Consider the following 11,669-nt stretch of genomic DNA (forward strand, 5'->3'; position numbering starts at 1 on the left):
GCGTCAGTTCAGCATCGCCCGTGCGGCGTGAGCCTGCTGCCGCACACGTGCCGCGGCGGGTTCGTCGACGGTGCCCACCACCTCGGCGTAGGCCTCCAGTTCGCTGGCTCCCTGGACGAAGTCCCCCCGCTGGACGAACAGTTGGGCCCGTTCGTACCGCAGCCTGGCCGGATGCGACGGCAGCAGCAGCGCCAACTCGACCGCCCACAGGGCCACGTCCGATCGCTCGGGCCGGGCCGCGGCCCACGCCCGGATGTTGTTCAGGATCCGCTGCACGACCTCCAGCGGATCCGCGGGACCCAGCATCGACGGATCCAGCGAACCTCCTGTGGCCCCGGCGACCAGCACCTCCGCGTCACCCCCGCTCAACACCCGCCCGCCGTCGAACGGATCGGCCAGCGCCTGCTCCTCCGGCGGGCCGAAACCGACCACGAAGTGCCCCGGCAGGGCCACCCCGTACACCGGCGCTCCCGCCCGCCGGGCCACCTCCATCCACACCACGGACAGCAGGATCGGCAGCCCCCTGCGCCGCCGCAGGACCTCGTGCAGCAGCGAGGACTCCAGCCGCTGGTAGTCCGCCGGCGCCCCGCGGAACCCGCATCGTTCCCCGAGCAGTTCCCGCAGCGACACAGCCCACGACCGCGGCCCGCCCGGCCGGAACGGCAACCGCCCGGCCAGCTCGTCGAGCTCGATCTGGGCCGCGTCGATCCCGGCCTCGTCGAGGGCGCCGTCGGCCTGCGCCCCGAGGAGCAGACACAGGGCGGCCAGATCGGGCCGCTCGGACCGCGCCTCTTCGGCGAACCGCCTCCGCAGCTCGGCGGAACGGTCGGGCGATGGCGGAAACGGAGGACGCATAGCTGGCTCGTGCCCTTTCGCGGCGATCGCTACTACCGTGCCGCGCCGGAGACGTCCGGCTCGCGGTAGTGGTGGTAGGCGTGGTGCGCGGCGAACCCCATCCGCTCGTACAGGGCCCGCGCGCCGATGTTGTCCGACTCGACCTGGAGCCACGCGGCCGACGCCCCCTCGTCGAGGGCGCGCTGCGCCAGCGCCGCCATCACGGTCGAGGCCAGCCCTCGGCGCCGCAGTGCGGGATCCACCTCGACCGCCGCGAACCCGGCCCACCGCCCGTCCACGACACACCGTCCGATCGCGGCCGGGGCGTCCTCGCCCGGGACGGTGGCGAACCACACCGACGGCCCGCTCCCGAGCACCCGCAGTGCCACCTCGCTCACCCCCTTGCGCTGATAGCGCGCCAGCCAGTCCGCGTCGGCCTCCCGGGACAGGACCACGCCGTCACCGGGCCGGTCCGCGACCGGTGCCAGCGCGCCGGTCCACAGCTCCGCCGTCACCTCCCGCGTCCATCCGCGCGCCTCCAGCTCCGCGCACAGCACCTCCTGGGTGCCCGCGGCGCCGGTCGCGGTCTGGACGTACGCCGGCAGACCGCGCGCCCCGTACCACCGTCGTACGGCGGCCAGGGCCTCGTCGAGCGGCAGACCGGGGTCGCCGAGGGGGAGGACGGAGTTGGCGCGGCGGGTGAAGCCGGAGGCGGCGCGCAGCTCCCAGTCGCCGAGCCGCTCGCTCTCCACCGGCTGCCAGCCGCGCGCCGCGATCCGGGCCAGCTCCTCGTACGAGGCGGCGGGCCCCCGGCGGCGCGCCGGTTCGGCGGGGACGACCTTGCCCGCCACCAGCGCGGATTCCGCGATGCGGACGCTCCGGCCGTCCCGGCGCGTGATCATCAGCACACCGTCGTCCCATGATGTGAGAACACCCACCGTGTCGGTGAACTTCTCCTGGGTGACGCCGGTTTCGTCCAGACACCGTACGGATACCCGTTTGCCCACGTCAGCAGCGGAGATGCGGACGACAAGACGCCCTGCCGCGGAGATTTCCACAGGTCAGTTCACCCCTCCTGTTCGGATCATGCCCAAGACCGGAGATACTAGGGGCGGGCATCGACGACGCCGCGCTCCCGCGCGCGAGGCGGCGGAGCCTGAGGAGGCCCGCCAGCGCCCTATGGAGGAGGAACGACAGCGTGACCTACGTCATCGCGCAGCCTTGTGTCGACGTGAAGGACAAGGCCTGCATCGAGGAGTGCCCGGTCGACTGCATCTACGAGGGCTCCCGGTCCTTGTACATCCACCCGGACGAATGCGTCGACTGTGGTGCCTGTGAGCCGGTCTGCCCGGTCGAGGCGATCTTCTACGAGGACGACACTCCGGACGAGTGGAAGGACTACTACAAGGCGAACGTCGAGTTCTTCGACGAGCTCGGCTCGCCCGGCGGCGCCAGCAAGCTGGGTCTGATCGAGCGGGACCACCCGTTCATCGCCGCGCTGCCGCCGCAGGCCTAGTCGTCCGCATCAGCGGCCCGCACTTCGTGCCGCCTCGGTCCCGTACGGCCTGAACGCCCTTGAGCGTGGCCGTACGGGACCGCGGTGTTTGCCGTACGACCCGAAAGTGAGCCCGAACGCCGTGTCCGCAGTCTCCGACCGCCTTCCCACCTTCCCCTGGGACAAGCTGGAGCCGTACAAGAAGCAGGCTCTCGAGCACCCGGGCGGCATCGTCGACCTCTCCGTCGGCACCCCGGTCGACCCGGTCCCCGACCTGATCCAGAAGGCCCTGATCGACGCGGCGGACTCCCCGGGCTACCCGACGGTCTGGGGCACCCCGGCGCTGCGCGACGCGATCACCGGCTGGGTCGAGCGCCGCCTGGGCGCCCGCGAGGTCACCCACCGGCACGTCCTGCCGATCGTAGGCTCCAAGGAACTCGTCGCCTGGCTCCCCACCCAGCTGGGCCTCGGCCCCGGCGACCGGGTCGCCCATCCGCGTCTGGCCTACCCGACCTACGAGGTCGGCGCGCGCCTCGCCCGGGCCGATTACGAGGTCTACGACGACCCCACCGAGCTGGACCCGGCGGGCCTGAAGCTCCTGTGGCTCAACTCCCCGTCGAACCCGACCGGCAAGGTGCTCGCCAAGGACGAACTGACGAGGATCGTCGCCTGGGCCCGGTCGCACGGCATCCTGATCTTCTCCGACGAGTGCTACCTGGAGCTGGGCTGGGAGGCCGACCCGGTCTCGGTCCTGCACCCGGACGTCAACGGCGGCTCCTACGACGGCATCGTGGCCGTCCACTCGCTGTCGAAGCGGTCGAACCTCGCCGGCTACCGCGCGGCCTTCCTGGCGGGCGATCCGGCCGTCCTGGCGCCCCTGCTGGAGATCCGCAAGCACGGCGGCATGATGACCCCGGCGCCCACCCAGGCCGCGGTGGTGGCCGCCCTGGGCGACGACACCCACGTCCGCGAACAGCGGGAGCGGTACGCGGCGCGCCGGGCCCTGCTGCGCGAGGCCCTGCTGGGCCACGGCTTCCGCATCGAGCACAGCGAGGCCAGCCTCTACCTCTGGGCCACCCGGGACGAGTCCTGCTGGGCGACGGTGGCCCACCTGGCCGACCTCGGCATCCTGGTGGCGCCGGGCGACTTCTACGGCGAGGCGGGCGAGAAGTTCGTACGCGTGGCGCTGACCGCGACGGACGAGCGGGTGCGGGCGGCGGTCGAGCGACTGGCGTGACGCGCACCGGACACGGCGAAGGGGCCCGGGGAGTTTCCCCGGGCCCCTTCGCCGTGCCGAGACGTACTAGCCGAGCGGGAGGCTCTTCACCGGAAGGGTGTCCGCCGACGGCAGACCGCCGCCGCCCTTGGTGAGGGAGTCGGTCGGAAGGCCGCCCTTGGTCGCCGAGGACGTCGTGTCGCCGAGGAGGCCCCCGGCGGAGCCCGCGGCCTCGCCCGCCGTCTTCTGCGCGACCGGCGCCGCCTTCTTCACGGCCTTGCCACCGGCCTTGCCGGCGGACGGCACCGCCTTCTCGACGGCCTTGCCGCCGGTCTTGCCCGCGGTCCCGGCCAGGTTCTGCGCCGCGCCGTCCACCGTGTTGCCGACGTGCGCCCCGTCCACAGCGGTCAGCCCGCCGAGGTTCGGAGTGGCAGGCAGCGCAGAGGGGGCCGCACTGGCGGAGCCGGCCGCACCGACCCCGGCTGCCGCTCCCGCAGCGACGAGCAGCGCGGCACGGGCGATCCTGCGGGTCAGGGGGAGGGACATGTTGCTCCTTCGACGGAGGAAACGTTGCTAGGACGCCGTGACTACCGCTCGAAGCCGACGAAGGTTGCGGACGCGCAACGTAAAGAGTTGGCAATGCGTCGCATTATCACCTGCGGATAAAAACGGGCAAAAAGCATCCGGTCTGAAAGTCCGCCGAATGCTCGCAGCCCTTTGTTCTCAAGGGTTTTCGCCGATACGGGGGTGACGTGACGAAAACCTGCGCACACCCGCTCCCGCGGTGTCCGGACGTGACCCTTCCAGGTGATCTTCCGAACTAGCGTGCCGTCAGTATCCGCACCGTGCCCGTGCCGCCCCCGCCGTCCGTCGTACGCCACTGGCTGTCCGTGCTCCCGGCCGTCCACTGCCGCCCGGCGTACGAGACCCGCTCGATGCGCAGCGCCGAGGAGTTCGCGACCGCCCAGTGCGCGAGCTGCCAGCCGCGTTCCCTGAGGCTGCGGTCGGCACCCGGGCCGGTGTCCTCGCGCACGGGAAGGGTCACCGTGCGCGCGTCCGCCGGGGTGGGCGCCGGACTCGGTGCGGCCCTGCCGCCCACCTCGGCGGCGGTCGTCTCCAGCGCGTCCCGCCCGAAGTCCCGTACGAGGGCCGACCGCACCGCGTCGGGGCCCGTGGCGGCGGCCCGGGAGGCGTCCTGGGCGGCCTCCGTGGTGTCCTGGCGGCCGTCGCAGGTCAGGGTGGCCGCAGAGGTGCCGGTGAGGGCGGCGGCGAGCAGCGTGGCGTCCGGCTCGTGCTTGGCGTACGCCTCCGGATAGCCGCTGCGCTGCACGCGCTGGGCGGCGACGGTCAGCGGGAGGTCCTGATAGCCGCGCACCTTGACCAGGTGCTTGTAGAACTCCGCCGCCGCGTACGTCGGGTCCAGGATCTCCTTCGGGGTGCCCCAGCCCTGCGAGGGCCGCTGCTGGAACAGGCCGAGGGAGTCACGGTCGCCGTGCGAGATGTTGCGCAGCCCCGACTCCTGGAGCGCGGTGGCCAGCGCGATCGCCACGGCCCGCTCGGGCAGCCCGCGCCCGGTGCCGACGGCGGTGATCGTCGCCGCGTTCACCGCCTGCTCGGGCGTGAACTCGTACGACGGCCCGTCCGCCCTGCCCGAGACGACTTTGCAGGTGGGTCCTTCCGTGCCTCCGGTGACGTACTGCACCACGAGGTAACCGGCGACCGCGCACAGGACCACGAGGGCCGCCCCGAAGCGGAGGAGGCGGCCACGGCGCTTGCGAGTAGGGGGCAACGGCTCTGGCATCCGGACAAGATACTGGAGAGTACTGAGAGGTCGGCGCCGGACGGGGGCGGTGAGTGCGCGCAGCGGGGGCGTTAGGGTCGGGAGCATGGCCGACACCCCTCTTGACCTTTCGCTGGACGCAGCACAGCTCACCGCGCAGCTCGTCGACTTCCCCTCCGAGAGCGGCACCGAGAAGCCCCTCGCGGACGCGATCGAGACCGCCCTGCGCGGCCTGCCGCATCTCACGGTCGACCGTCACGGCAACAACGTCGTCGCCCGCACGAACCTCGGCCGTTCGGAACGCGTCATCCTCGCCGGCCACATCGACACCGTCCCCATCGCGGGCAACGTCCCCTCCCGGCTCGACGACGAGGGCTACCTGTGGGGCTGCGGCACCTGCGACATGAAGTCCGGGGTCGCGGTCCAGCTGCGGATCGCGGCGACGCTCCCGGAGCCCAACCGCGACCTCACCTTCATCTTCTACGACAACGAAGAGGTCGCCGCCCACCTCAACGGCCTGGGACATGTGGCCGAGGCCCACCCCGACTGGCTGGAGGGCGACTTCGCGGTCCTCCTGGAGCCGACGGACAACCAGGTCGAGGGCGGCTGCCAGGGCACGCTCCGGGTGCTGCTGACGTTCAAGGGGGAGCGGGCGCACTCCGCGCGCGCGTGGATGGGGTCCAACGCGATCCACAAGGCCGCTCCCGCCCTCGCCAAGCTGGCGGCCTACGAGCCGCGCAGGCCGGTGGTGGACGGCCTCGAGTTCCACGAGGGTCTCAACGCCGTGCGGGTGGAGGGAGGAGTGGCCACGAACGTCATCCCCGACTCCTGCACGCTGACGGTCAACTTCCGTTACGCGCCGGACCGCAGCGAGGAGGAGGCGGAGGCCTTCGTGCGGGACTTCTTCGCGGACTGCGGAGTCGACGAGTTCACCGTCGACGACCACACCGGCGGCGCCCGCCCCGGCCTCACCCACCCCGTCGCCCAGGCCTTCATGACGGCGGTCGGGGGCGTCGCCCGCCCCAAGTTCGGCTGGACGGACGTGTCCCGCTTCAGCGCGCTCGGCGTGCCCGCGGTGAACTACAGCCCCGGCCAGCCGCTGCTCGCGCACAAGGTCGACGAGCGGGTGAAGGCGTCGCTGATCCCCGAGGCGGAGGCGAAGCTGAGGGCGTGGCTGACGGCGTGACGATGGTTTGCGCGCCGGCGCTTCATGGCGGACACGCGGACGTCCCCCCTCCGTAACCCGCGTAGATCTACGCTGAGATGGAAAAACCAGGCAAGCGGAGGGAGCGCACATGGCTACCGGGAACCCCGAGGGCAAGAAGCAGCCGCCGGAGGAGCAGCGCCTGGGACCCGTCCTCCGCAGGCGGGGACAGGTCACGGCGAGCACGACCGACCAGCGCCTGCTGGACGCGGGCGGCCCGTCGGACTGGGTGCACACCGACCCCTGGCGCGTCCTGCGCATCCAGTCGGAGTTCATCGAGGGATTCGGCACGCTCGCCGAACTCCCGCCCGCGATCAGCGTGTTCGGCTCGGCCAGGACACCGGCGGACTCGCCCGAGTACGAGGCGGGCGTGCGGCTCGGCCGGGGCCTGGTGGAGGCGGGCTTCGCCGTGATCACCGGCGGCGGCCCCGGCGCCATGGAGGCGGCCAACAAGGGCGCCTGCGAGGCCGACGGCACCTCCGTCGGCCTCGGCATCGAGCTCCCCTTCGAGCAGGGGCTCAACCCCTACGTCGACATCGGTCTCAACTTCCGCTACTTCTTCGTCCGCAAGATGATGTTCGTGAAGTACGCGCAGGGCTTCGTGGTCCTGCCGGGCGGCCTCGGCACCCTGGACGAGCTGTTCGAGGCGCTGACGCTGGTCCAGACCCAGAAGGTCACCCGCTTCCCGATCGTGCTCTTCGGCAGCGAGTACTGGGGCGGACTGGTCGACTGGCTCAAGAACACCCTGGTCGCCCAGGGCAAGGCGTCGGAGAAGGACCTGCTGCTGTTCCACGTGACGGACGACGTGGACGAGGCGGTGGCACTGGTGTCGAAGGAGGCGGGGCGCTAGCGCCGGGCTTGAACCGGGGTGGGGTGCGGCGCCGTTGCTCGGGGCCGCGCCCCCGAACCCCCGTCGGCCTTCGGCCTCGTCCTCGAAGGCCGGACGGGACGGGCAGGGGCGGCGGGGGCGAGAAACCTCCTACGCAAGCCCCCGACGCGCGACCGCCGGCGGCCGATGCCCAGCGATCGACGCCACCATGTCCAGCACCTGCCGCGTCTCCGCGACCTCGTGCACCCGGTACACCTGCGCCCCGAGCCACGCGGACACGGCAGTCGTCGCCAACGTCCCCACCACCCGCTCCTTCACCGGCTTGTCCAGCGTCTCGCCGACGAAGTCCTTGTTGGACAGCGACACCAGCACCGGCCACCCCGTCTCGACCATCTCCCCGAGCCGCCGGGTCGCCTCGAGACTGTGCCGGGTGTTCTTCCCGAAGTCGTGCCCGGGATCGATCAGCACGGACTCCCGCGGCACCCCCAGCGCGACCGCCCGCTCGGCCAGCCCCACGGTCACCCGCAGAATGTCGGCCACGACATCGTCGTACGTCACCCGATGCGGCCGCGTACGGGGTTCCGCGCCCCCGGCGTGCGTGCACACCAGACCCGCCCCGTGCCGTGCGGCGACCTCCGCGAGCCCGGGATCGACCCCGCCCCACGCGTCGTTCAGCAGATCCGCCCCCGCCTCGCACACCGCCTCGCCGACGGACGCCCGCCAGGTGTCGACGCTGATGACCACGTCCGGGAAGCGCCGCCGGACCTCCGCCACGAACCCGACGGTCCGCCGTGCCTCCTCCGCCGCGGACACCTCTTCCCCCGGCCCGGCCTTGACCCCGCCGATGTCGATGATGGCGGCACCCTCGGCCACCGCCTGCTCCACGCGCGCGAGGGCGGGCTCGTCGAGGAAGGTGGCTCCCTGGTCGTAGAAGGAGTCGGGGGTCCGGTTCACGATCGCCATGATCACCGGCTCGTGCGCGTCGAATTCACGCCTGCCCAGCCTGAGCATCCCCTGTGACCTCACTTCGTCCGTCTGTGTGTTCGGCGTCTGCGGCCGCCTGCGACCCTAACTGTCAGACTCGCATGGCACGATCGGACCCTGACACATTCGACGCCGGCGGCCGGCCGCCGGCAGGGACCATGGGGACCTCAGCGATGGTTATGTTCTTGTTCCTGGTCATCGCGCTCGCGGTCGTGGTCGCCGCGGTGACGCTCGCCGTGGTGGGCGGAGGGGAGAGCGACGGCCCGCTGCCGGACGTCGCCCCCGAGCGGCTCCAGGACCCGCTGCCGCTGGACCGACCGGTCAACCGCGCGGACATCGACGGACTGCGTTTCCCGCTGACCGCCCGCGGCTACCGCATGGCGGACGTCGACGACGCCCTCAGCCGCCTCGGGGCCGAGCTCGCCGAGCGGGACGCCCGGATCGCCGACCTGGAGTCCGCGCTGGCCGGCGCCCAGGCCGCGGCCCACGTCTCCATGCACAAGCCGGACCACGGCCACGGGGAGCAGCAGTGAGCGACGGCACCGCCCTGGCCGGCCCGGACGGCGCGCCGCGCTGCCCCTGGGCCCTGTCCACCCCGGACTACGTGGCGTACCACGACGAGGAGTGGGGCCGCCCGGTCCACGGCGACGACGCCCTCTACGAACGCCTCAGCCTGGAGGCCTTCCAGTCCGGCCTGTCCTGGATCACCATCCTGCGCCGCCGCGAGGGCTTCCGGGCGGCCTTCGCGGGCTTCGAGATCGCCAAGGTGGCCGCGTTCGGCGAGGCCGACCGCGACCGGCTGCTCCTCGACCCGGGGATCATCCGCAACCGCGCCAAGATCGACGCGACGATGGCCAACGCGCGCGTGCTGGCCGAATGGACCCCGGGCGAGCTGGACGAGCTGATCTGGTCCCACGCACCGGACTCGCACGCGGTCCCCAGGACCCTGGCGGACGTTCCCGCGGTCACCCCGGAGTCGACGGCCCTGTCCAAGGCGCTGAAGAAGCGCGGCCTGCGCTTCGTGGGCCCCACCACGGCGTACGCCCTGATGCAGGCGTGCGGCCTGGTGGACGACCACCTGGAGACGTGCGTGGCGAGACAGGGCTGAGCCCTACCGGCCCAGGTACTCGGGCGCTTCCTTGTTCACGAACGCCCGTACGGCGATCGCGTGGTCCTCGGACGCCCCGGCCCGCCCCTGCAACTCGTCCTCCTTCTCCAGCGTCTGCGCCAGAGTGTGCGTCAGCGCGTACGCGAGCGACTCCTTGATCGCCCCGTACGCGACCGTCGGCCCCGAGGCCAGCGCCCGCGCCACCTTCTCCGCCTCCGCGGGCAGCTCGGTCGACGGCACGAGACGGTTCACGATGCCCAGGTCATGCGCGTCCCGGGCCGACATGGTCCGGGGGAAGAGGAGCAGATCGGCGGCGCGCCCCGGCCCCACCACCCGCGGCAGCGTCCACGAGATCCCGGAGTCCGCGGTCAGTGCCACCCCCGCGAACGACGTGTTGAACGCGGCCGTGTCCGCCGCCACCCGGTAGTCCGCCGCGAGCGCGATCCCGAAGCCGGCGCCCGCCGCGACCCCGTTCACCCCGGCCACCACCGGCTTGGGCATCTCCGTCAGCGCCCGCACGACCGGGTTGTAGTGCTCCTTGACCGTGCTCATGACCTTCGTCGAGCCCTCGGCGAGCAGCCCGATGTGCTCCTTGAGGTCCTGCCCCACACAGAACGCCCGCTCCCCGGCGGCGGTGAGCAGCACGGCCCGTACGGCGTCGTCCGAGGCGGCCGACTCCACGGCTTCCCGCAGCGCGACCTTCATGGCGATGTTCAGCGCGTTCATCGCCTCCGGCCGGTTCAGCGTGATCGTCGCGAGCCCGTCGTGCACCTCGTAGAGCACGGTGTCGGCCATGGCGTATCCCCTCCGGTGTGTCCGCTGCATCCGTTGTCCGAAGGACAGCATGGCGGAGATCGACGTCCGAGGACCGGACCGGACGTGTGACCTGCGTCAAAGAATTCCGGAGCCCTGATGGCCGGCCAGGATCCGCGCGGCGGCGGAGTATCGCAGCCACATCGCCGAATTGAGTGGTTTTGCTCGCGCGCGTTGCCCAAGCGATGCCGACTGATGTTGGTCATCGGGTCCCGCGATGCGGGATAATGGCCTGGAAGCAATGTGTTCGATGCCGGTCGCGGGTCCCACTTTGACGCGCGTGCCCTCCCAGGGCTGTCGGCTTTGGCGATGAGCTGGTTTCAGGAAGGGGAACGAGCATGGCGGCCATGAAGCCGCGGACGGGCGATGGCCCGCTCGAGGTGACCAAGGAGGGGCGGGGCATCGTCATGCGCGTTCCGCTCGAAGGCGGCGGTCGGCTCGTCGTCGAGCTGACCCCTGACGAGGCCGACGCGCTCGGCGACGCCCTCAAGAAGGTCGTCGGCTGACGCGGAAGCGACCATACCCTTTCGGCTGCCCCGGCATCTTCTGAGGTGCCGGGGCAGCGGTTTGCCCGGGAGATTCCACGAATGGGCGTACGGGGGGCGTCGGGTCGTGGGGGTGCGGGGCGCCGGGCTGCAGGGGCGCGGGGTGGCGGGGGCGCCGGGCAACAGAGTCGGGGGCGGCAGGGTTGCGGGGCGCCGGGCAACAAGGTCGCCGGGCAGCAGGGTCGCCGGGCCACGGGGGTACATGGTCGCGGGGCGGCCGTCGGCTCAGCGCTTGACCGCGCAGAGCAGTCCGTCTCCCACCGGCAGCAGGGACGGCACCAGGTCCTGGCTCTCGCGCACGGCCCGCAGCAGCTCCCTGAGACGCAGCACCTCCGTCGGCTGCGGCCCCGAGTCCACCGTGCGGCCGCTGGCGAAGACACCCTCGAAGACCACCAGGCCACCCGGACGCAGCAGGCGCAACGATTCAGCGAGGTAGTCCATGACCTCCTGCCGGTCACCGTCGCAAAAGACGAGGTCATAACCGGCGTCGGCGAGACGGGGCAGCACGTCCAGGGCGCGGCCCGGGATGAAGCGGGCCCGGTTGCTGGCGAAACCGCAGGCGCGGAACGCCTGGCGGGCGAACTGCTGGTGCTCCGGCTCGGGGTCGACGGTGGTCAGCACCCCGTCCGGACGCATGCCGTGCAGCAGATGAATACCGGAGACCCCGGTACCGGTGCCGATCTCGGCGACCGCCTTGGCGTCCACCGAGGCCGCCAGCAACCGCAGCGCCGCGCCCGCGCCGGGCGACACCGAGCGCAGCCCCGCGTCACGGGCCCGGTCACGGGCCCAGAGCAGCACTTCGTCCTCGGCGACGTAGGCGTCTGCGAACGCCCAGCTCGTCTGCCGGTTGCCGGTAATGGC

14 protein-coding genes are annotated in these 11,669 nt (G+C 72.0%); 7 read left to right on the top strand and 7 right to left on the bottom strand.

From position 1 onward, the window contains the following. Nucleotides 1-3 precede the first annotated feature (3 nt). Together IOD14_RS06485 and IOD14_RS06490 are read right to left on the bottom strand one after the other, a co-directional pair. Nucleotides 4-855, bottom strand: a complete 852-nt coding sequence (locus tag IOD14_RS06485; protein ID WP_123991468.1) for a transglutaminase-like domain-containing protein — start codon at nucleotides 853-855, stop codon at nucleotides 4-6. A 32-nt stretch (nucleotides 856-887) separates the two neighbouring features. Then, the gene (locus tag IOD14_RS06490; protein WP_123991469.1) at nucleotides 888-1,892 is read right to left on the bottom strand and encodes a GNAT family N-acetyltransferase; all 1,005 of its coding nucleotides are present in this window, start codon (nucleotides 1,890-1,892) and stop codon (nucleotides 888-890) included. A gap of 140 nt (nucleotides 1,893-2,032) precedes the next feature. On the opposite strand from IOD14_RS06490, the gene fdxA reads away from it, so the two are divergent. Then, nucleotides 2,033-2,350, top strand: coding sequence for a ferredoxin (gene fdxA, locus IOD14_RS06495; protein WP_007384503.1), 318 nt, complete (start codon nucleotides 2,033-2,035; stop codon nucleotides 2,348-2,350). Nucleotides 2,351-2,471: 121 nt separating this feature from the next. After that, nucleotides 2,472-3,566: a succinyldiaminopimelate transaminase gene (locus tag IOD14_RS06500; protein ID WP_212669853.1), complete on the top strand. Its 1,095-nt coding sequence runs from the start codon at nucleotides 2,472-2,474 to the stop codon at nucleotides 3,564-3,566. 66 nt (nucleotides 3,567-3,632) lie between these two features. On the opposite strand, the gene IOD14_RS06505 is transcribed toward IOD14_RS06500, so the two are convergent. Beyond that, the gene (locus IOD14_RS06505; RefSeq protein WP_123991470.1) at nucleotides 3,633-4,091 is read right to left on the bottom strand and encodes an ATP-binding protein; all 459 of its coding nucleotides are present in this window, start codon (nucleotides 4,089-4,091) and stop codon (nucleotides 3,633-3,635) included. Between the two features lie 274 nt (nucleotides 4,092-4,365). After that, the gene (locus IOD14_RS06510; protein WP_123991471.1) at nucleotides 4,366-5,346 is read right to left on the bottom strand and encodes a heavy metal transporter; all 981 of its coding nucleotides are present in this window, start codon (nucleotides 5,344-5,346) and stop codon (nucleotides 4,366-4,368) included. A gap of 85 nt (nucleotides 5,347-5,431) precedes the next feature. Here IOD14_RS06510 and dapE point away from each other — a divergent pair, with 85 nt between their 5' ends. Both dapE and IOD14_RS06520 read left to right on the top strand, forming a co-directional pair. Further along, nucleotides 5,432-6,511 carry a succinyl-diaminopimelate desuccinylase gene (gene dapE / locus IOD14_RS06515; protein ID WP_123991472.1) on the top strand — a complete coding sequence of 360 codons (1,080 nt, stop codon included), beginning with the start codon at nucleotides 5,432-5,434 and terminating at the stop codon, nucleotides 6,509-6,511. 109 nt (nucleotides 6,512-6,620) lie between these two features. Beyond that, nucleotides 6,621-7,379: a TIGR00730 family Rossman fold protein gene (locus IOD14_RS06520; protein WP_123991473.1), complete on the top strand. Its 759-nt coding sequence runs from the start codon at nucleotides 6,621-6,623 to the stop codon at nucleotides 7,377-7,379. 129 nt (nucleotides 7,380-7,508) lie between these two features. Here the strand turns inward: IOD14_RS06520 and folP are convergent, their stop codons facing one another. After that, nucleotides 7,509-8,369: a dihydropteroate synthase gene (gene folP / locus IOD14_RS06525; RefSeq protein WP_123991474.1), complete on the bottom strand. Its 861-nt coding sequence runs from the start codon at nucleotides 8,367-8,369 to the stop codon at nucleotides 7,509-7,511. A 146-nt stretch (nucleotides 8,370-8,515) separates the two neighbouring features. Here folP and IOD14_RS06530 point away from each other — a divergent pair, with 146 nt between their 5' ends. Both IOD14_RS06530 and IOD14_RS06535 read left to right on the top strand, forming a co-directional pair. Then, nucleotides 8,516-8,875 carry a DivIVA domain-containing protein gene (locus tag IOD14_RS06530; RefSeq protein WP_123991475.1) on the top strand — a complete coding sequence of 120 codons (360 nt, stop codon included), beginning with the start codon at nucleotides 8,516-8,518 and terminating at the stop codon, nucleotides 8,873-8,875. Next, nucleotides 8,872-9,450: a DNA-3-methyladenine glycosylase I gene (locus IOD14_RS06535; protein ID WP_212669854.1), complete on the top strand. Its 579-nt coding sequence runs from the start codon at nucleotides 8,872-8,874 to the stop codon at nucleotides 9,448-9,450. The genes IOD14_RS06530 and IOD14_RS06535 overlap by 4 nt, the downstream gene beginning before the upstream one ends. Before the next feature lie 3 nt (nucleotides 9,451-9,453). On the opposite strand, the gene IOD14_RS06540 is transcribed toward IOD14_RS06535, so the two are convergent. Beyond that, the gene (locus tag IOD14_RS06540) at nucleotides 9,454-10,245 is read right to left on the bottom strand and encodes an enoyl-CoA hydratase-related protein (RefSeq protein WP_123991477.1); all 792 of its coding nucleotides are present in this window, start codon (nucleotides 10,243-10,245) and stop codon (nucleotides 9,454-9,456) included. 356 nt (nucleotides 10,246-10,601) lie between these two features. Here IOD14_RS06540 and IOD14_RS06545 point away from each other — a divergent pair, with 356 nt between their 5' ends. After that, a complete protein-coding gene (locus tag IOD14_RS06545) occupies nucleotides 10,602-10,769 on the top strand; it encodes a DUF3117 domain-containing protein (protein ID WP_003966491.1) in 168 nt (55 codons plus the stop codon). Nucleotides 10,770-11,033: 264 nt separating this feature from the next. Here IOD14_RS06545 and IOD14_RS06550 read toward each other — a convergent pair whose 3' ends face one another. Then, the gene (locus tag IOD14_RS06550) at nucleotides 11,034-11,666 is read right to left on the bottom strand and encodes an O-methyltransferase (protein WP_123991478.1); all 633 of its coding nucleotides are present in this window, start codon (nucleotides 11,664-11,666) and stop codon (nucleotides 11,034-11,036) included. Nucleotides 11,667-11,669 lie beyond the last annotated feature (3 nt).

This window comes from Streptomyces sp. A2-16, assembly GCF_018128905.1.
In the GTDB taxonomy this organism is placed as follows: Bacteria; Actinomycetota; Actinomycetes; order Streptomycetales; family Streptomycetaceae; genus Streptomyces.

Excerpts from the sequence above, each read along its gene's own strand:
- IOD14_RS06505 (WP_123991470.1), bottom strand. The coding sequence starts at position 4,091 with ATGTCCCTCCCCCTGACCCGCAGGATCGCCCGTGCCGCGCTGCTCGTC.
- IOD14_RS06530 (WP_123991475.1), top strand. The coding sequence starts at position 8,516 with ATGGTTATGTTCTTGTTCCTGGTCATCGCGCTCGCGGTCGTGGTCGCC.
- IOD14_RS06540 (WP_123991477.1), bottom strand. The coding sequence starts at position 10,245 with ATGGCCGACACCGTGCTCTACGAGGTGCACGACGGGCTCGCGACGATC.
- IOD14_RS06545 (WP_003966491.1), top strand. The coding sequence starts at position 10,602 with ATGGCGGCCATGAAGCCGCGGACGGGCGATGGCCCGCTCGAGGTGACC.
- dapE (WP_123991472.1), top strand. The coding sequence starts at position 5,432 with ATGGCCGACACCCCTCTTGACCTTTCGCTGGACGCAGCACAGCTCACC.
- IOD14_RS06510 (WP_123991471.1), bottom strand. The coding sequence starts at position 5,346 with ATGCCAGAGCCGTTGCCCCCTACTCGCAAGCGCCGTGGCCGCCTCCTC.
- folP (WP_123991474.1), bottom strand. The coding sequence starts at position 8,369 with ATGCTCAGGCTGGGCAGGCGTGAATTCGACGCGCACGAGCCGGTGATC.
- IOD14_RS06485 (WP_123991468.1), bottom strand. The coding sequence starts at position 855 with ATGCGTCCTCCGTTTCCGCCATCGCCCGACCGTTCCGCCGAGCTGCGG.
- IOD14_RS06520 (WP_123991473.1), top strand. The coding sequence starts at position 6,621 with ATGGCTACCGGGAACCCCGAGGGCAAGAAGCAGCCGCCGGAGGAGCAG.